This window comes from Flavobacterium lipolyticum, assembly GCF_020905335.1.
GTDB classification, from domain to species: Bacteria; Bacteroidota; Bacteroidia; order Flavobacteriales; family Flavobacteriaceae; genus Flavobacterium; species Flavobacterium lipolyticum.
This window is the reverse complement of sequence record NZ_JAJJMN010000001.1, coordinates 2,400,703-2,420,125: the sequence shown is the minus strand read 5'-3', so window position 1 is coordinate 2,420,125 and position 19,423 is coordinate 2,400,703. Positions and strand designations below refer to the sequence as shown.

The following is a 19,423-nucleotide window of genomic DNA, read 5'->3' as shown; positions in this document are numbered from 1 at the left end:
GCAGAGGTTCTATATGTATATTTCTTAAAAAAAACTACAACAGTGTCTCTGCGGAAGGCTCCGGCATCATACATGACATATTGCAAATCGTTAATTTCATCTTTTGTTTTATTTTGATGGGGCAAATTTGCGAACTATTTTCCAATCAGCCAAACAAAAACCAAAATAATTTCTATTACCCTATCAAAATAGTATGATATGTTAAATTTCTGCTTCTAAAATCAAAAAAATGAAAAGTTTAATTTGCAAATCAAAATGGTTTTATACCTTTGCACGCGAATACAAGAGGAAAAATTTGAACTGATTGCAACCTCTTCATAATGAAACGGTTCGTTATGGGTACTGAAACATTACTTTCGGTAGTAAAAAATGCTAAAGCAGAAATTCTCCTTTAGCCCTTTTTAGCAATTATTTTTTCTCGCTTAATTTTAATTTAATAAATTATATAAATTATTATGGCTTATTTATTTACGTCAGAATCTGTTAGTGAAGGGCATCCAGACAAAGTTGCAGATCAAATTTCGGATGCATTAATTGATAACTTTTTGGCATTTGATGCTGACTCAAAAGTAGCTTGTGAAACTCTGGTTACTACAGGTCAGGTAATTTTAGCTGGTGAAGTAAAATCGAATACTTATCTTGATGTGCAGCAAATTGCCCGCGAAGTAATCCGTAAAATTGGATATACTAAAAGCGAATATATGTTTGAGGCAAATTCTTGCGGGATTCTTTCAGCAATTCATGAGCAATCAGCAGATATTAATCAAGGTGTTGACAGGGCTAAGCCGGAAGAGCAAGGTGCTGGAGACCAGGGAATGATGTTTGGTTACGCTACAAACGAAACCGAAAACTTCATGCCATTGGCACTTGATTTGTCTCATAAATTATTACAGGAGTTAGCTATCTTAAGACGTGAAAATAAGGAAATCACTTATTTACGTCCTGATGCAAAATCACAGGTAACTTTAGAGTACAGTGACGATAATAAACCAACTCGTATTGATGCGATCGTAATCTCAACTCAACACGATGATTTTGACGAAGAAGCTACAATGCTGGCTAAAATCAAAAAAGATATTATCGAAATTTTGATTCCAAGAATCATTGCTAAAAATCCAGCTCACGCGCATTTATTCAATGATAAAATCAACTACCATATCAATCCAACAGGGAAATTCGTTATTGGAGGACCTCACGGAGATACTGGTTTAACAGGAAGAAAAATTATTGTGGATACTTACGGTGGAAAAGGTGCTCACGGTGGTGGTGCATTCTCTGGAAAAGATCCAAGTAAAGTAGACAGAAGTGCGGCTTATGCAACACGTCATATCGCTAAAAACTTAGTAGCAGCAGGTGTTGCTGACGAGATTTTAGTACAAGTTTCTTATGCAATTGGAGTTGCTGAACCAATGGGTATTTTTATTGATACTTACGGAACTTCTAAAGTAAACTTAACCAACGGTGAAATCGCTAAGAAAGTAGAAGCTATCTTTGATATGCGTCCTTACTTTATCGAGCAGCGTTTGAAATTGAGAAACCCTATTTACAGTGAAACTGCCGCTTACGGACACATGGGACGTAAACCGGAAACTGTAACTAAAACTTTCTCTGCTCCGGGTGGAAACGAAAAAACAGTTACTGTGGAATTGTTTACCTGGGAAAAACTTGATTTTGTTGACCAGGTAAAAGCGGCTTTCGGATTATAGATCTTAGATTATCAGACTAAATAGATTATTAGACTAGCTTGGATTTTTTTAGATTGTTAGACAATAACTATTTATTCTTAAACATAAAAAAACCGGTTTCTATTTTTAGAAATCGGTTTTTTTATTTTACTCCCTGATGGCCTGCATTATTCGGCGAAATCCAGATTTTATTTCAACACGGATGACGCGGATTTACTTCGTAAAAACGCGGATAAAAACGGATTTAATATTTGAAAACTATCGAATTAGTTGACAAAAAAAAGGCTTTCTAAAATTTAAGAAAGCCTTTTTTGTTATGCCTATTTTTGAATTGGACTATGATATAAATTGTATCGCATGTTTTTAAATTACTTCCCAGCAAAAAAGTATAAAAATCCGTTTTTATCCGCGTTTTCGCGATAGCGAATCCGCGTCTAAAACTCAACACAAACCACTATTTCCTAACGCTCCAATTGCACATTAGGCAATGTTTTCGGACGACCTGCATCATTTGATAAAATCCAGCCTGTACGGTACATCCACTCGGTCATTTTACGCAATTTTACAAAATCAATGTTTTCAGACTCGTCCATTGGTGTATGATATTGACTGTGTAAAACACTGGTATAAAAAACAGATGGGATTCCTCTTCTTGCATAAGGCAAATGGTCGGAACGGAAATAAAAATACTCCGGATGTTCCGGTCTGTCCCAAAGTTTATCCAGATCAAATTTAGGGCCTTCATCGTTTGCTTTTTTGGCAATTGCAACCAGATCAGATGAATTTTCATGAGGAGAACTGGAACCTAAAAGAGCCGCCTGATTGACATTATTTCTTCCAATCATATCTCCGTTTAATACAGCAACAATATCTTTTTCAGGAACTGTAGTGTGCGAAGCATACCATCTTGAACCTAATAATCCTCTTTCTTCTGAACCATGAAAAACAAATAAAGAAGTTCTTTTACCAGGCTGCTTTTTATACGCTCTTGCAATCGCCAACATGGCCACACAGGTACTGGCATTATCATCGGCTCCGTTGTAAATAGAGTCCTGTCCGTATTTTTGTCTTACCCCATCGTGATCCTGATGTCCGCTAAAAAGAACATATTCGTTTTTCAGTTTAGGATCTGTTCCTTCAATTTTACCTACAACATTCACCGAAGGATATTTATACGTTTCTGAAATTACTTCAGTTGATAAAAGATCTTTGGTGTTTTTTAGATACTCCAATTGATCGCTGTGCACCCAAAAAACGGGCATTGTAGCACCAATTTTATCTCGAAAACCTTCAATTCCATAAATTCCTCTTGTCATTTGCGGTTCCACCTGAGACCAGCTTTGCTCTGCTAACTCATCGGCAACCATAATCAGAGCCGTTGCGCCCTTTTTTACCACAAGATCATAATATTTGTTTCGAACCAAACCCGGGTAACGTCTGTCGAAAAGCGAAATATCGTCAGCAATGCCTTCTTTGGAAGCTAGTAATACAACTGCTTTTCCTTTGATATCGGCTTTTTCAATTGCTTCTTTAGTGGCTGCACCCAAATAAACCAATGGTGCGTCTACTTTAATGTTCGTCGTTTCTGCTACGAGAACATCTTTCCACAGTTTGTATTCTTTTTGTCCAATTTTAAACTTTGTATTGGGTGTCACCTGATGCCTGTACAAATCAAAAAACTGAAAATAAGTTCCGTCATCACCTGCCGGTGCCATTCCGGCCTCTTTGGCTTTATTGGCGAGCCACATCGATACTTTTAATTCATCTAAAGTTCCAGCTTCACGACCGTTAAAATGATCTCCGGCCATCTGGTACATATCGGTTTTTAAATCTTTATCTGTAATTGCTGAAACTAAAGGTTTCTTAACTGCCTGCGAAAAAACTACTCCTCCGTAAGCAATCAAAACGAGGATCATTTTATTTTTCATACGTTTTAAATTTAGTATTCCAAACTTAGTGATTTAAAGAGAATAAAAAGCGGCTCAGGCTCTTAAACATTATCGAAATGCAAAATCAGCAAAATGGCAGTATTCTTTTTTTAGCATTGCGATTTTTATTTGTTTATCTCTTACAATTTACCTTCCTTAGTACAAAATAATACCGATTATGTATTCCATATAGTCTAATCAAAATCAGACTATTTTCATACTATATCGGCATTATACCAGAAAATGATAGCATCAATAATCCTTCAATTGGTATAACTGATAAAAAAAATGAGTAAACTCCCATCGTTACAAAACGTTCTGAACGCAACGCTGAAAACAATTCTTCGATTTCCTTTAGAAATTTTAACCGCCATTTTAGGAACTGTCTTTGCCATAATTCTTAGCGAAGGAAATTATAACAGTCCCAACAAAGAATTCTATGAAAAAGCTTTAATGAGCTGCTCTTTGAGTCTCGTTTTATTTCTCTCTGTCAGTTTGTTTTTTCTAGCTGCTAAAAAAAATAACTTCCTGCGTTTTGCCCTTAGTATTGGCTTAGGAAGTCTTGTTTTTCTCTTTGTCAATACTTTTCACAAGTATACTACAGATGTCGAAATACAGCAGTTTATGGTTCTGAATATTGTATTTCATTTATTGGTTTCATTTGCCGGTTTCCTGCCAAGAGCTTACAATCAGGATGAGTTTTGGGAATTCAACAAACAGCTTTTCCTAAGAATTTTAACGGCAGGTTTGTACAGTATAGTGCTTTATTCGGGTTTGGCATTGGCAATTTTAGCGATTGACAAGCTTTTTAATATTGACTTTTACGATCGCATTTACATGCATGTCTTTTTTGTGATTGCCGGGGTTTTTAATACCACGTTCTTTTTAAGCGGTGTTCCGGAAACGAATAACAGCACGGCTCCCCTGGTTTTAAATTACCCGAAAGGACTTAAAAACTTCACTCAATTTGTGTTGTTGCCCCTGATTAGTCTGTATCTGGTGATTTTAATTTGTTATGAAGCAAAAATTCTGCTGACACTTTCACTGCCTGTCGGCTGGGTTTCCTATCTCGTTTTGGTGTTTGCTATTTTCGGAATCCTTTCTTTTTTATTGGTTCATCCCATTGCAACTGAAACGGCTAATCTCTGGATGCGAACTTTTAACCGCTGGTTTTATTTTTTATTAATTCCGTTATTAGTATTGCTTTTTTGGGCTATTTTGTACCGAATCAATCTGTATGGTTTTACACATGAACGCTATTATGTACTGTTAATGTCGGTATGGTTATCCCTTGTTGTGGGGTATTTTCTCATTCAAAAGCATCCTAAAATAAAGTTCATTCCAATAAGTTTATGTCTCGCAGGCTTGTTTTCTATAGCCGGACCACAAAGCGCCAATTCGATTTCGAAATACAGTCAGCTGGCCCGTTTTGAAAGTTATGTACAAAATAAAACCGCTAAAAAACTGAGTTTCGAACAACAACAGGATTTAAGCAGTATTGTTTCATTTTTAGAGCGCAATTATGGGGTTGAAATTATGGTTCCGTATGCCAAAACCAAGCTGGAAACCCTCCTTAAAAAAGAGAAAGATCCAAGCGATTATGAAATCATGGAAGCTTTAGGTTATGAATATCAGTCAGAATATGCCAGAGAAGAACAAATCAATGATTCGTTTTACTTTTATTACCAACAAAACAAGGTGCTGAACATTCACGGATATGACTTTTCAGTTGACCTTTCCAGTGACAACCCTTATGAATGTCATGATTGTGTAAAAATTGAGAATAAAAGCTATTCTCTTACCTCTACGGTAGAAGATTACGGATTAAATTTAGAGATTAACAAGGAAAGCATTCCATTAAAAATTACTGATTTTATTAATACAAGTCCTGATTTTAGACGAGATCACGATTATGATAAAAAAGTAACTCAGGAGGTGCAAACTTCAAAATATAAAATTCTGATTACGTACCTCAGCGCCAGTGGCAAAATTAAAGACAATAAGAAAACCGTAAATCGTTATATGATAAACGTGCTTGTACAAATAAAAAACTAAAAAAATACCCCCGACAGTTCCTGAAAACTGTCGGGGTATTACTTTACGAAACACTTCTATTTTAATAGGTTCCGTTTTGCATTTTTGTTAGTGTCTCTCTGATCTCCACTGCTGTTTGTTCTTCAACTTCACTGTTCAGATATTTAGCAGCCAAAATTTGTGTCTCGATTGCTTTGTTTTTTTGTCCGTCTTTATAATACAACTGCGCCAGGGTATCCAAGTAATAAGGATTGTTCTTTGTAACGGCAAGGCTATACTCAGACCATCCTATTGCTGATTTTAAAAAATCGGTATTTCCAGGTCTTGATACTACTGTCCATGCCGCTGAATTACAAAGATTAGAATGGTATTCCTTAAACCAGTTCCAACCATTGAAACCATATTCAGAATCAGTCCCTAATGCCCCAAACATCTGATCCAATCTTTCAATTACATTTCCTTTATCTCCCAGATTTGTAGTAAAATAAGCATTGAATTCTTTCAAATAAGCTCCATTAGAGCCATCGTTGTCAGCTGTTTCAGCTAAATAAGCTAAATAATTCTGATAGGTCTCAAAATTTCCTTTTCCGGCTGCAATTAGTTTTTTGTAGACCGAGATTGTTTTGTCCTGGTTACCTGCAACGGAAGCTTCATTTGACACGATATTCTTGTTTTGCTGTAAAGCTCCTGCAATTTCTTGATTTAGACTTCCTATATTGTGTTTCTCTCCTTCTTTTTCATTGTATCCTAAACGCTCCGCATCAATAGCATCATAATGTTTGATTAAATAATCGATCGAAAGAAAATCAGTATCATTTAAAACTTTATCTTCTTTCGAAACTTGTTTAGAGAATCCCTGATTTTTGATTTCTTTCAAAATAGTCTCCACCAGATACATATTTGGTTTCGTATCTTTTTGATGTGTCTCAATTAGTTTTTTCCATACCGGAGTCACTTCTTTTAGATCCACCTTAGTATTGGCAAATTTAAAGTCCCCTTGATTGGTTTGGTCGTATATTGTATAATAATTTCCAAAATCATAAGATAGAACTGATTTTCGGAATGCTGCAATTAAATCTTCGTCACTTGCTTTTTTATTTTTTACCACTTTGCCGAGCGAATAATAAGTATCTGCAATTTTTAGTTGTCTGGCAAAATCCGAATAGATATCAAAAAATGCTTCTTTTTCCAACAATGTGGATTTTGCACTTGCTAAAACGTCCCCATTCTCATTTAAGACAATCAAACTTTTATCATCCGTAATTTTAACTGATTTCAGCCATTTTTTATCATTGGCATTGGCCAGATAAAAATTAAAAGAATCATTTTCTGCGCTATAAGCAGTAGCCATATGAACGCCCAAAAGAGATTCCTGTTTTTCAATAAAAGTATCAAAATCCTTTTTTGCAGAAGGATTTTTAGTATCAACTGCCACAACCAAGAATTTAGTTTTATCAGCTGCAGTTGCCGCGAGAGCACTTTTAAGATTGTCTTGAATTTTGAATTTAAAATCATAAATTTCAGGAACATATGCAGAATCAGCCGCTGTAGCAGCAGAATCGACTACTACGGCATACTCTTCACTCTCTGCAATATCTTTCCCCGGATAAGTCCAATTTACAATACTCTTAATTTCCAGCGGAACTACTTTTGACGTTTTTTCAGGCTGGGCATTTTTTTGGTTAACAAAAATTAACGGATCCTTTCCGGACTTCTCCGAAACCATAAGTTCATTTGTATTTTTATTAAAGAAACCGGAAATATTCAAATTCCCAAAAAGATCGGGTTGGTAGTTGATCGTTACCTCTGAGACTTCTTTTGGCAAAGCAAATTTCGAAACTTTACTTTCTCCCTTATAATCTTCGAAAACCAAATACAGGTAATCTGCACGGTCAATTTCAAATTCAGCATCAGGATTGGCACTTTCTGCATTTTCCTGGCTCCAAATATCTGATAATCGTTGGTACTTAATCTCATTCGATCCGTTTTGCGAACCAATAAAAAAGGAATAATAAGACGGATTAATAAATTTAATTTTAACTTTTTTGGCCTTTTTATCATTTTTAAAAACAAGATCAAAGCCACTTTCCGGCTTGTCAATTGAAGTAAATGATACCGAATCTCCCTTTATCTGATAATCGCCGGAATAAAAAACCAATTCGTATTTGTTATTCTCTAATAAATTCAGTTTGATCTTCTGACCTTTATTGGTAGAAAGATAAGTTCCTTTTTCAAGCGTTTTTGTTTGAGAAAAAGAAGTAAAAACGAAACAAAAAAACATTAAAAAACTCCAGGTAAAATTGCGCATGTTCAAAATTTTGGTTGTTAATATCGCGCGTAAAGATACCGTATTCTAATTAAAATCGAGTACTGAAAGTCCGTACTTTGTACTCAAAATACTATAAATTATATTTCATCGAAAAGATGATGTAACGGGCTTGTACCGTATATTGGGAAACCCTTGTAGAAAACTGTGAGAAGCTGTCGTCATTGAGGTACTTTGTATTTAAGAGGTTAGTAGCTGCAATTTTATACTCCCATTTGCTGTCCTTTTTTTGATAAATTAAACTGGCACTTAAAAAATCATATTCGTTATCCACCGTTTTGTTGCCGTTGTAATAATGGTAAAATTCATATTCCGAAACAAACGAGAAACTTTTCAAGAAGTAATAATCCAATCTGGCAAAAGGCTTATCCGTATAAAACGTTGATCCACTGTATTTGTTAATTAGTGCATTATATCCAAATTCGATGTTCGGAAAGTTTTTATAGTTTGTTGAAGCTCTTACGGTATAACTTTGACTAAAACTTTCGGTAGTTGCCAGTACGTTGTTCTGAATGTTATTGAATTTTGACCAATTGAAACTGGCGTTAACAGAAGCTTTATAGTTTTTCAGGAAAGAACGTCCGTAATTCCCCATTCCGGTAAAAGTTTCGTCGGCCAGGTTCGAATTATATGGCGATGAAGACTGGTTTATCCCTTCAAAATTTGCTTTTGTTTTGATAGCATCTACTTTTTTAGTATAGGTCGCATTGGCAAAAATATTCTCGAAATTGAACATGTTGTATTTGAAATAACGTAGTGAATGCACTTGCGATGTGGCATTCTCCAGATAACGGTTTCCTCTGAACAAACTGCTGTAATCGGACAAAACGTAGCCCGAAGCCAATTGATTGATATCGGTAAAATCGTTAGATAAAGAGAAATTATAAGTTAACGTTTCTGATTTTTTGATTTGATACAAGGCAAAAAAATCAGGCAATACTTTTATAAAGTTTTGCGAATAGCCGGTTCCTGATTGTGTATTTTTCATGTTGTAAGTATGCACACTGACTCCAGGGGTCAATGTAAATTTACCGGCAAGTATTTTATAGTGAAATCCCAGAAATGCATCATTAAAATTGTACTGTACCTGATTGTTATTCGTGGGATCATTCAGATCATTTTTAGTTCCATTGTCCAAAATCTGAAAAATATGAGAATTAAAATCCTGATACGAAAATGTATTTCCGAGCGTAATATTGATGTTGCTTTTGGGTGTCACCATATAGTAGTAATCCAATTTAGCATCGATTTTATTGGTTTTTACGAACCGCTCCTGGTTCAAGTCGTTTCTGTTTTGTCCGGAAGTATAACCGGCCAGATCAAAGGGCTGCGTACGTAAGTTGGCATTGTAAAACGGATTTTCATCCTGATACAAATGCTGCATTTCAAAAGCGAAGATGTTTTTATCGCTCTGAGTGTAATACAGACTCAAATCCTGATTTACCGAAGTTGGATCCTGTCTTTTATTGGTCAAAATGGTTTCCAAAGCCGAAATGTTACTCACAACTGATTCACGCAGCAGACTGGTATCTTCATTTTGTTTGGATAATTTGGTTAAGATATCGTAATCAAACTGGAATTTTTCGTTGGGTTTATAACTCGAACTGAGTTTAAAAAGTCCCAAATTATTTTTTTGATGCGTTAATTCGTCCCTTTTTTGTTCGTTTCCGGAATCTAAAATAGTTGTTTTCGATTTGGTTTCGAGATCAGTTTTCGAAGTAGATAATATCCCAAAACCGCTGATGTTCCATTTTTTTGTAACGGTATAAGCAAAGTTTGTTGCCCCAAATTTCGTTTCAATTTCTTTAGCGCGATTGTTTCTCAAAATCGAAATTCCCAAATCATTAGACGAAACATTAAAATTGCTTCCTCCTTTTTTCATCATATTTTTAAATCCTCCTGTGAATTTAAAATAATCCTGTGCTGTAAGTGGCAACTCCCCAATATTATTAAAATTGGTAATGAGATTGATACTGTATTCCGGGCTGTAGTAAAACAATTTCGGATTGATGATATAACGGCTGTCAAGTTCTGCAACGCCAATCCCGGCGGTCACATCGCCAAACCAAAAGTTCTTTTTACCTTCCTTAAGTTTGATATTCATCGCGACATTGTCCTGATCGTTTTCCAGACCTTTTAGTGCTTTGACTTCATTGTAATTTCTCAGAACCTGAATTTTATCAATGGCATCGGCCGGAATATTTTTAACCCCGAGTTTCGTATCCCCATCAAAAAAGTCTTTTCCTTCGACCATTAATTTACTGACTTTTTTGCCTTCGACTTCAATCTCTCCATCGGCATTTACCTCAACACCCGGCAGTTTTTTCAATACATCTTCCAGCTTTTTTTCGGTTCCGGATTTAAATGAATCGGCATTGTAAACGATAGTATCGCCTTTAATCGACACCGGCATTTCACGCACTATCTCAACACCCTCTAATTCAATTCCGGCATCGTCCATCACAATATTCTGGGCGATATTGGCGGTTTGGGTTGAAATCGCAATTTCTTTTGATTTCATCCCGAGGTAACTTATCTTGATGGAATAAGAAGTATTAGGCTTCAATGTCAGCTGAAACTTTCCTTTGTCATTGGTAATTCCGTACGAATCCATAGCTTTTGTAGCCGTATTAACCGCCATCACATTGGCCATTTCCAATGGATTCTTTTTTTCGTCCTGAATAAAACCATCAAAACGTACAGTTTGGGCAACACAAAGAGACGTCATTAAAAAAATAACGAAAACAAATATATTTTTCATTGGAAAAAGCTAAAAATGATGTGCTATAAATTAACGTCTTATCAATACCGGACCACCTCCCGGACCGCCTTCACGACCGCGGTTCATTTCTCTCAACTCTTCCATTTTTTTTATGACCGTTTCGTCATAGTCCTTCTGCGAAATCACCTTCCCTTTTTTTGAAGGTTTGATTTCAATTTTATCTTTGGCATTCAATACAATTTTAGAGCATAGAATAGTGGTTCTTCCATCATTTACTTCAAGTATCAAACCCGGTAATCCCCAATAATTCTCGGGTCCCTGATTTACCGGAATCTCCGGCGAGTACCAGGCAGTTATAATAATCTCTTTGGGCATTTCGAAATTGTCCGCAAAATTGGTCTTCGTTTCTCCGGAAGCCTTACCGCTATCGTCTTTTTTCTCCTCTTTGTTTTTAGGTCTGAGATTCCTGAAATCTGTTTTGCTGGCTTCTTTTACTGCTGTGGCTTTATAACAAGTGTATCCACCAATTTGTTTCGTTTCAGATTCCATTTTCCAGTTTAGCTTCGGCAGGGAATCTATTACCAGAAATTCTTTACCCATAAATTCCTTATCTACCGTGTAGGTTTTGGCTTTGACATCTTTATAAAAAGTTCCTCCACCGCCCATAAAGGAATTCACCATAACCCTCATTCCACCTCCTTGTTGCCCTGGGGTTTCCAATTTTTCTTCTTCCTTATAAATAGAAGCCGATTTATCAAAATTCAGAACAAATGTTTTTTCGAGCATTTTCTTCATTCGCTCTTCCATGTTCTTTTGCATCTCGGGTGTAATTTCACGATTCGCACGTATTTCTCCCATTTTTGGAGCCTGTGTTTTCGATTCGTAAACGGCCATTCCCTGAAAATCTTTCTGAGCCTGCATCTGTGTGATTACAAGCATCAACGACATATAATAGATTGCTTTTTTCATTGTGTTATCTTTAAAAGTGAATTTGGTCTAATAAACTTATACTCAAATGTATTGTTTATTTTAAAATGCAAAAAATTAAATAGATCAACTCCCTTAAGATATAGATAAAATCAATTATTTATCAGACCATTACAATTCCGAAAGCGGCAAAATCTAAATAACAGCGTTTTGCGCCATTTCTACTGTAGTTTTTTGTAATTTGGCTCTTAGAAACGTAAACATCATGAACAGAGCAACACATCCTTTTCTTTTATCCTTTCTTTTTGTGATCTGTTCTTTCCCAACTGTGTTTTCGCAAAACCTAAAAATAAAAGCAGTCCCAGTCTCTCATTTTGCTAATAATATCGATCAGTTTTTAGGCTATGATTCGTTTGGATACTATTATCAAATCAAAAATAATGTCTTCTCCAAAGTCAAAGAAAAAGAGGTTTTCGAATATAAAAATGTTTCTCTCGGAACGATCACAAAAGTCGACTTACAGAATCCGCTTAAAATAGTTTTGTTTTACGAAGACTTCAATACAGTGGTTTTACTCGACAATCAACTGAATAAAATTACTGAAATTAATTTTTCTTTTAGCAACACCCCAATTATCGTTTCGGCAATTGGAATGTCAGCACAAAATCAATTGTGGATTTACAATTCTTTAAATCAGCAAATTGGTCTTTTTGATTATCTGAATAATGAATATAAAACGGTTTCTACACCATTAACAGAACCTATAAAATATTACCTGACCGATTTCAATACTTTTTATTGGATTGACAAAAAAAACAATTGGTTCTCGTGTACCATTTTCGGAAAAATAACGGCTTTGGGCAAAATCCCCGAATATGATGCTGTCGAAATTATGAACCATCATCAATATCTTTTCAGCAAGGCTAATTTGTTGTATTTTAAAGATATTACAAGTCCGGAATCCAATGCATTTTCTGAAATTGAGATTTTAGAAAAATCCTTCGACAAATTCTATTACAAAGACCAAATTTTATCTATTTTTACAGCTAAAGAAATCACAAATTATAAAATCGTAACACCGTAATGCACATAGCGATAGCAGGAAATATAGGAGCCGGAAAAACTACTTTAACTAAATTGTTGGCGAAACATTTTAAATGGGAGCCTCATTACGAAGATGTAGTTGACAATCCGTATTTAGATGATTTTTACCATCAAATGGAGCGTTGGTCGTTCAATCTTCAGATTTATTTTCTAAACAGTCGTTTCCGTCAGATATTACAAATTCGCGAAAGCGGAAAGAAAATTATTCAGGACAGAACCATTTATGAAGATGCCCATATTTTTGCTCCCAACCTGTACTCTATGGGATTGATGACAAGTCGTGACTTCGAAAATTACACTTCTCTTTTTGAATTAATGGAGTCATTAGTAAAAGCTCCTGATTTGTTAATTTACCTGAGAAGCTCTATCCCAAATCTGGTAGGACAGATTCACAAACGCGGACGTGATTACGAAAATTCTATTTCAATTGACTATTTAAGCCGTCTGAACGAAAGATATGAAGCGTGGATACAAACATACACTAAAGGAAAATTATTGATTATTGATGTTGACAATATTAATTTCGTAGATAATCCGGAAGACTTAGGAAACATCATTAACAGAATTGATGCTGAATTAAACGGACTGTTCTAGAAACACGAATTTCACAAATTTACACCAATGAAAATGCCTCTAAATATTTAGAGGCATTTTTTGTTATTCAAAGTTTTATTTTTTATTTGTAAACAATAACCTACTTTTGTTTCGTTTCTTAAAAACTTTTCCCGAATTGGGAAAAAACACTTATCTTTGTCTAATCCATTATGAGAATAATAGCCAAAAGAACCTTGCAAAATTTTTGGGAATGTTTCCCAAATGCAAAACAACAGTTGTTATCATGGTATCAAATCTTTGATAAAAATAATTTTGATAATTCGAATGCTATAAAAGCAATCTTCGGTTCTGCAGATTTTGTTGGCCATAATAAAGTCGTTTTTAATATTTGTGGAAATCATTATCGCTTAATTGTAAAAATTAATTATGAAACTCAAATTGTCTACATTCTATTTGTGGGTACCCACCATGATTATGACAAGCTTGACGATATTAAAAACTTATAAGTAATATGGAAATACGACCTATTAAAACGGAACACGATTATGATCTTGCTTTAGAACGTGTAAATGCTATTTTTGATGCGAAACCCAATACGGATGAAGGTGATGAATTAGATATCTTGGTTACACTCATAGAAAAATACGAACAAATAAATTATCCCATTCCGGAACCTGACCCAATTGAAGCCATTAAATTTATGATGGAACAAAATGGAATTACAGACGCCGATTTAGGGGTTATTTTAAACAGTCGCTCAAGAGTATCCGAAATTTTTAAACGAAAAAGAGCCCTAACCTTAAACCAAATCAGGATTTTAACAGAAGTACTTCATATTCCGGCTTCAACCTTAATTAAAGAATATGCTTTAAATCCATAAAAAAATGCCTCTAAATATTTAGAGGCATTTTTTTATGGATTTATATGTTTCGAACCTACGGTTCTTTGTTTTGTGTGTTTATTTCGAAACCGGATTAAAATCCGGTTCTACAAAATAGGTCGAGCCGATGGCTCTTTTTTTCGGAAATACTCATCGAAAAATACGAAGAAATACATTATCCGATTCCGAAACCTAATTTATCCTAACAGGTTTTAAAAAACTATTAGGATAAATATACTTATTTCACAGCTTCAATTTTGGCTTTTACTTCGGCTTCTGTTCCTTCAAAAACTTCTGTAGTGGTTTTACCGTTTTCGGTTTTGGTTACAGTTCCCACTGTAACACCATTAACCGTAGACAGGTTTACTTCTACTCTTTTTTTACTGTATTGGGTAGTATCAAAACGATCTGTTTTTTGATGAACGTATTTTCCATTAGCATCATAATGCGCCAGACATTTTGCTGTTTCTTCGGCAGAACATCCTTTTTCTTTGCACATTTGGGCACATTCTTCTTTAGTCATCTTCGAGAAATCTCCACATTTAGAATCTCCTGCAACGTGGATTTCCATTTTTTTGCAGCAGGAACCTTTTTCCATCATTCCCGAAGACGAATGTCCTTCTCCTAAAATAGGTGCAATTACCAAACCGATCAAACAAGTCAGTTTAATCAAGATATTCATAGAAGGACCTGATGTGTCTTTAAATGGATCTCCAACGGTATCTCCCGTTACCGCTGCTTTGTGCGCATCCGATCCTTTGTACGTCATTTCGCCATTGATTAAAACTCCGGCTTCAAATGATTTTTTCGCATTATCCCAGGCACCACCGGCATTATTTTGAAAAACTGCCCAAAGTACTCCGGAAACCGTCACTCCCGCCATATATCCTCCTAACATCTCAGCAATTAACTGATTGTTGTCTGCATAAACCAGTTTACCTAATAATACAATTGCAATTGGGAAACCAATCGTTAAAATCCCAGGCAGCATCATTTCGCGTAAAGCGGCTTTCGTTGAGATTTCAACGCATTTACCGTATTCAGGTTTTCCAGTTCCTTCCATAATCCCCGGAATCTCTTTAAACTGTCGACGTACTTCATACACCATATCCATCGCCGCTTTTCCAACAGAATTCATCGCCAATGCCGAGAAAACAACAGGAATCATTCCCCCCACAAACAACATGGCTAAAACCGGTGCTTTAAAAATATTGATTCCGTCAATTCCGGTAAAAGTTACATAAGCTGCAAATAATGCCAAAGACGTTAAAGCTGCTGAGGCAATAGCAAAACCTTTTCCGGTTGCAGCGGTTGTATTTCCTACTGAATCTAAAATATCGGTTCTGGTTCGTACTTCTTTAGGCAATTCACTCATTTCAGCTATTCCTCCTGCATTGTCGGAGATTGGGCCAAAAGCATCGATCGCCAATTGCATGGCTGTAGTAGCCATCATTGCTGAAGCCGCCAAAGCTACCCCGTAAAATCCTGCTAACGCATAGGAAATCCAGATTGCTACTGCAAACAATAAAACGGTTGGAAAAGTCGAAATCATTCCGGTTGCCAAACCTGCAATTACATTTGTTCCCGCGCCTGTTGATGATTTTTGTACAATGGCCAAAACCGGTTTTGTCCCTAATCCCGTGTAATACTCCGTAACGGATGAAATTGCTCCACCCACTACTAAACCGACCAAAGTGGCATAGAAAACTCGCATAGAAGATATCTGCTGCGATCCTTCTCCGAAGAATTCCATCGTCATTACTTCCGGTAACATGTGCTGTACTAAAAAGAAACAGGCAATTGCTGTAAGAACAATAGAAACCCAGTTTCCTATATTTAATGCTTTTTGTACCTGCGCTTCTTTGGCATTATCATCTGTTATTTTTACCAGAGTCGTTCCGATAATCGAGAATAAAATTCCGAAACCGGCAATAGCCATTGGAAGCAAAATTGGTCCGATTCCTCCAAAAGCATCCGCGATATTGCCTCCCATATCTTTAATCACATAGTTCCCTAAAACCATTGCCGCCAGAACTGTCGCTACATACGAACCAAACAAATCGGCTCCCATACCGGCAACATCTCCTACGTTATCTCCTACGTTATCGGCAATCGTAGCCGGATTACGAGGGTCATCTTCCGGAATTCCGGCTTCTACTTTACCCACTAAATCAGCGCCCACATCGGCAGCTTTGGTGTAAATTCCTCCACCTACTCTCGCAAACAAAGCAATAGATTCGGCACCAAGTGAAAAACCTGCCAGTGTTTCCAGAACAATAGTCATCGTTTCGGTATCTTTCCATACGCCACCTGATAATATATTAAAGAAGATAATAAAGAAACCTGTAAGTCCTAACACGGCTAAACCTGCAACACCAAGTCCCATTACGGTTCCTCCGCCAAACGAAACTTTCAAAGCCTGCGGTAAACTCGTACGGGCAGCCTGCGTGGTTCTAACATTTGTTTTTGTTGCTATTTTCATCCCGATATTACCGGCATAAGCCGAAAATAAGGCTCCAAATATAAAAGCGACTACTATTAATAAATGCGTTTTAACTCCCGGAATAAAAGTAATTCCGGCCAATGCAATACTGGCAATAATTACAAAAATGGTCAATAATTTATATTCTGCTTTTAAAAAGGCGAGGGCTCCCTCGTAAATGTGATCTGAAATCTCTTTCATTTTTCCGTCGCCCGCATCTTGTTTTAAAACCCAAGCCCTTTTTATTCCCATGAAAAGTAATCCTAAAATTGCCATAACGATTGGCAAATAAATCATAAATGCATTCATAATCTAGTAATGGTTTTTTGGTTAATAGTTAAAAGTCAATAAACTAACTCAAACGAATTTAAACAAAAAAGCAATACTCCTGACGGTAGTATTGCTTTTTTTATAATTGGGCGGCTTATAAATTATTTAATGCTAAATAATCCTTCCGGTTTGTTTTCAATATCATCAAAACGTTTTGTACACTCTGCAATAATAGCATAAGCTTCGTTTACGTCTCCCCATCCTTCTACATCCACTTTTTTGTTTTCAAGATCTTTGTATACCTGAAAGAAGTGCTCGATTTCTTTTACTAAGTGTCCGTTGATATCGGAAAGATCATTTAATGAATTCCAGATTGGGTCAGAAACTGGTACACAAATAATTTTTTCGTCTGGTCCTTTATCATCTGCCATATGGAAAACACCAATTGGTTTTACTTCCATAACACATCCAGGGAAAGTTGGTTCGTTTACTAAAACCAATACATCAAGAGGATCACCATCAAGAGCTAAAGTTTCCGGAATAAATCCGTAATCAGCCGGGTACATCATTGAAGAGAATAACATTCTGTCGAAACGCATTCTTTTAATTTCAAAATCGTACTCGTATTTATTTCTGCTTCCTCTTGGTATTTCGATTAACACATCGAAAGTTGTTAGTTTGTCTGCGGTCATTTTTGTTTTTTATTATTTCTATAATTTCGACTGCAAAAGTAACTAAAGAATCCCTTTTTACAATAAAAAACTGCATTTATCTCCTCACTTTTCTTTTAAAAAACAGGGAGTTAATACGTAATCTTTCTATTTCTTTTGTTTAGATAATAATGCCAAAGTAAATAGGTGGCATAAGACCGATACGGACTCCATTGTTCCGCGTGAATTTCCATTTCCTTTTTGTCGTGAATATTCAATAATTCTTTAATGGTGTTGACAACTGCAATATCTCCCAACGGAATCAAATCGGGTTCCTGAAGACAGAACATCAGATAAATATCAATCGTCCAGTTTCCGATTCCTTTCAGTTTAATAAGTTCTTCACGAACTTCTTTTGCCGATTTTGTAGCCAGACTTTCGATGTCCAGTTCTTTACTCAAAACGGCTTCTGCCAATATCTTAATGTATTTCGTCTTTTGACGGCTCACCCCTAAATTCCGAAACTCTTCATCCGATAACTCCACCATATTTTCAGGGCTACAGGCCCTATAAGCCTTTATCTTTAAAAACGTAGCTTTTGCGGAATCTATCGAAACCTGCTGCTCTAAAATAAGCAATACCAGAGTCTCAAAACCTTGCGGGCGTTTTGGAATTGGTGGCAATCCGTATTTGTCGATAATTTCCAGAAAAACAGGGTTTCTGGCAGATAGAAAATCGATAGCTTCCTGCATAACTTTGTTTTAAGAGTACTCAAAATTAAACAAAATTACGGGAATCATTACCCTGAAATGTATTGCCCGTAAGGAAGTTTATTCACCGCATAAATAATAAAAGAAGAAAGGAACAAACACAATAACGTTGTAATAGGAATAGCCAAAACCGGATTTATAAAATCATAATCGATTCCTGAAGACACCAGAAACCGCAAAACCAAAATATGAACCAGATAAATACCGTAACTATATTTATTGATAAAACCAATCACCCGTACCAGTACCGGATTTGTAATTTGTGAATTTTTAAAGAAAATAAACAATCCAATAGAGACCAGCATCACATTAAAAGTCAGATAGCCATAGAAATATTCATTAAAACAATCTTCTGCTATCGACAGAAAATAAGTCCCGAAAATGGTGATAATGGCTCCAAAAGAAAGCAAGAGTACAGAAATCTGTTTGAGTCTTCGGGCATCGTATTGAAATGACTTGACCGACAAATAATAGCCCAAAACCAGATAGCCTAAAAAACCTGTAAAATAAGTCAGATCCACATTGATTCTGAACTTAGAAAAAATAGGCTGATTGATCATTAGAGCAAAAATCCAAATGGCCAGAAAATACAATATCTCTTTTTCATTGGCATTCTGAATCCACTTGCTGAGAATCGGGATAAAAAGATAAATCCCAATAACCATATAAATATACCATAAATGAAAGGAACTCCCTCCGATAATAAGTGTAAAGGCACGCTTAAAAATATCGACAAATGCTTTTTCAGATTCTAACAAAAATTCGCTTCTGACCGTTAACAGAACATAAAAAAGACTCCAAAATAAGAAAGGTAAAATAATTCTCGAGAACTTTTTTCTCAGAAAATCATTCAGTTCGTATTTTTTGTTCAGCATTAATGCTCCGGTAAGCATCAAAAAAACCGGTACACAAAAACGGACAAGACCGTCGTAAACATTACCTGTCCACCAGGTAAAATTGGATATATGACCGTACTGATAGAGAATATCACAGGCTACATGCACTACGATCACGCTGATGGTGGCTAAAACTCTAAGATTATTTGTCCAATTTAGATTCTTACTTTCTATAGTTATACTCATAGAAACTA

At 35.8% G+C, this 19,423-nt stretch carries 14 protein-coding genes; 6 read left to right on the top strand and 8 right to left on the bottom strand.

Going from position 1 to position 19,423, the window contains the following annotated elements:
• The first annotated feature begins 455 nt into the window (after window positions 1-455).
• Entirely contained in the window at window positions 456-1,706 is a 1,251-nt protein-coding gene (metK, locus tag LNQ34_RS10715; protein ID WP_173966537.1) for a methionine adenosyltransferase, read from the top strand.
• A gap of 440 nt (window positions 1,707-2,146) precedes the next feature.
• Here metK and LNQ34_RS10710 read toward each other — a convergent pair whose 3' ends face one another.
• Window positions 2,147-3,613 (bottom strand): M28 family metallopeptidase, encoded by a 1,467-nt coding sequence (locus LNQ34_RS10710; RefSeq protein WP_229999653.1) that lies wholly within the window; start codon window positions 3,611-3,613, stop codon window positions 2,147-2,149.
• Between the two features lie 288 nt (window positions 3,614-3,901).
• Between LNQ34_RS10710 and LNQ34_RS10705 the strand changes: the two genes are divergently transcribed.
• The gene (locus LNQ34_RS10705; RefSeq protein ID WP_202700668.1) at window positions 3,902-5,668 is read left to right on the top strand and encodes a DUF4153 domain-containing protein; all 1,767 of its coding nucleotides are present in this window, start codon (window positions 3,902-3,904) and stop codon (window positions 5,666-5,668) included.
• Window positions 5,669-5,729: 61 nt separating this feature from the next.
• On the opposite strand, the gene LNQ34_RS10700 is transcribed toward LNQ34_RS10705, so the two are convergent.
• The 3 genes from LNQ34_RS10700 to LNQ34_RS10690 form a co-directional block, all read right to left on the bottom strand.
• Window positions 5,730-7,955: a CDC27 family protein gene (locus tag LNQ34_RS10700; RefSeq protein ID WP_229999652.1), complete on the bottom strand. Its 2,226-nt coding sequence runs from the start codon at window positions 7,953-7,955 to the stop codon at window positions 5,730-5,732.
• A gap of 91 nt (window positions 7,956-8,046) precedes the next feature.
• Window positions 8,047-10,734, bottom strand: a complete 2,688-nt coding sequence (locus LNQ34_RS10695) for a carboxypeptidase-like regulatory domain-containing protein (RefSeq protein WP_229999650.1) — start codon at window positions 10,732-10,734, stop codon at window positions 8,047-8,049.
• Window positions 10,735-10,764: 30 nt separating this feature from the next.
• Window positions 10,765-11,664: a GLPGLI family protein gene (locus LNQ34_RS10690; protein WP_202700666.1), complete on the bottom strand. Its 900-nt coding sequence runs from the start codon at window positions 11,662-11,664 to the stop codon at window positions 10,765-10,767.
• Between the two features lie 223 nt (window positions 11,665-11,887).
• Between LNQ34_RS10690 and LNQ34_RS10685 the strand changes: the two genes are divergently transcribed.
• The 4 genes from LNQ34_RS10685 to LNQ34_RS10670 all read left to right on the top strand — a co-directional run bounded on the left by LNQ34_RS10685 (window position 11,888) and on the right by LNQ34_RS10670 (window position 14,161).
• Window positions 11,888-12,706: a hypothetical protein gene (locus LNQ34_RS10685; RefSeq protein WP_229999648.1), complete on the top strand. Its 819-nt coding sequence runs from the start codon at window positions 11,888-11,890 to the stop codon at window positions 12,704-12,706.
• A complete protein-coding gene (locus LNQ34_RS10680; RefSeq protein WP_017498354.1) occupies window positions 12,706-13,320 on the top strand; it encodes a deoxynucleoside kinase in 615 nt (204 codons plus the stop codon). Before LNQ34_RS10685 ends, LNQ34_RS10680 begins: the two co-directional genes overlap by 1 nt.
• Before the next feature lie 170 nt (window positions 13,321-13,490).
• Window positions 13,491-13,787 carry a type II toxin-antitoxin system HigB family toxin gene (locus LNQ34_RS10675; protein ID WP_229999646.1) on the top strand — a complete coding sequence of 99 codons (297 nt, stop codon included), beginning with the start codon at window positions 13,491-13,493 and terminating at the stop codon, window positions 13,785-13,787.
• 5 nt (window positions 13,788-13,792) lie between these two features.
• The gene (locus LNQ34_RS10670; RefSeq protein WP_202700663.1) at window positions 13,793-14,161 is read left to right on the top strand and encodes a helix-turn-helix domain-containing protein; all 369 of its coding nucleotides are present in this window, start codon (window positions 13,793-13,795) and stop codon (window positions 14,159-14,161) included.
• A gap of 238 nt (window positions 14,162-14,399) precedes the next feature.
• Here LNQ34_RS10670 and LNQ34_RS10665 read toward each other — a convergent pair whose 3' ends face one another.
• The 4 genes from LNQ34_RS10665 to LNQ34_RS10650 form a co-directional block, all read right to left on the bottom strand.
• On the bottom strand, window positions 14,400-16,952 hold the full coding sequence (locus LNQ34_RS10665) for a sodium-translocating pyrophosphatase (protein WP_202700662.1): 2,553 nt from the start codon (window positions 16,950-16,952) through the stop codon (window positions 14,400-14,402).
• Window positions 16,953-17,074: 122 nt separating this feature from the next.
• Complete coding sequence (locus LNQ34_RS10660; protein ID WP_017498356.1) at window positions 17,075-17,605, bottom strand: inorganic diphosphatase; 531 nt, start codon at window positions 17,603-17,605, stop codon at window positions 17,075-17,077.
• Between the two features lie 110 nt (window positions 17,606-17,715).
• Entirely contained in the window at window positions 17,716-18,315 is a 600-nt protein-coding gene (locus LNQ34_RS10655; RefSeq protein ID WP_202700661.1) for a DNA-3-methyladenine glycosylase family protein, read from the bottom strand.
• A 47-nt stretch (window positions 18,316-18,362) separates the two neighbouring features.
• The gene (locus tag LNQ34_RS10650; protein WP_229999644.1) at window positions 18,363-19,415 is read right to left on the bottom strand and encodes an acyltransferase; all 1,053 of its coding nucleotides are present in this window, start codon (window positions 19,413-19,415) and stop codon (window positions 18,363-18,365) included.
• Window positions 19,416-19,423: the final 8 nt, after the last annotated feature.

Bases quoted from the DNA above. Each gene is read 5' to 3' on its own strand.
- metK (WP_173966537.1), top strand. From the start codon at position 456: ATGGCTTATTTATTTACGTCAGAATCTGTTAGTGAAGGGCATCCAGAC.
- LNQ34_RS10710 (WP_229999653.1), bottom strand. From the start codon at position 3,613: ATGAAAAATAAAATGATCCTCGTTTTGATTGCTTACGGAGGAGTAGTT.
- LNQ34_RS10705 (WP_202700668.1), top strand. From the start codon at position 3,902: ATGAGTAAACTCCCATCGTTACAAAACGTTCTGAACGCAACGCTGAAA.
- LNQ34_RS10700 (WP_229999652.1), bottom strand. From the start codon at position 7,955: ATGCGCAATTTTACCTGGAGTTTTTTAATGTTTTTTTGTTTCGTTTTT.
- LNQ34_RS10695 (WP_229999650.1), bottom strand. From the start codon at position 10,734: ATGAAAAATATATTTGTTTTCGTTATTTTTTTAATGACGTCTCTTTGT.
- LNQ34_RS10690 (WP_202700666.1), bottom strand. From the start codon at position 11,664: ATGAAAAAAGCAATCTATTATATGTCGTTGATGCTTGTAATCACACAG.
- LNQ34_RS10685 (WP_229999648.1), top strand. From the start codon at position 11,888: ATGAACAGAGCAACACATCCTTTTCTTTTATCCTTTCTTTTTGTGATC.
- LNQ34_RS10680 (WP_017498354.1), top strand. From the start codon at position 12,706: ATGCACATAGCGATAGCAGGAAATATAGGAGCCGGAAAAACTACTTTA.
- LNQ34_RS10675 (WP_229999646.1), top strand. From the start codon at position 13,491: ATGAGAATAATAGCCAAAAGAACCTTGCAAAATTTTTGGGAATGTTTC.
- LNQ34_RS10670 (WP_202700663.1), top strand. From the start codon at position 13,793: ATGGAAATACGACCTATTAAAACGGAACACGATTATGATCTTGCTTTA.
- LNQ34_RS10665 (WP_202700662.1), bottom strand. From the start codon at position 16,952: ATGAATGCATTTATGATTTATTTGCCAATCGTTATGGCAATTTTAGGA.
- LNQ34_RS10660 (WP_017498356.1), bottom strand. From the start codon at position 17,605: ATGACCGCAGACAAACTAACAACTTTCGATGTGTTAATCGAAATACCA.
- LNQ34_RS10655 (WP_202700661.1), bottom strand. From the start codon at position 18,315: ATGCAGGAAGCTATCGATTTTCTATCTGCCAGAAACCCTGTTTTTCTG.
- LNQ34_RS10650 (WP_229999644.1), bottom strand. From the start codon at position 19,415: ATGAGTATAACTATAGAAAGTAAGAATCTAAATTGGACAAATAATCTT.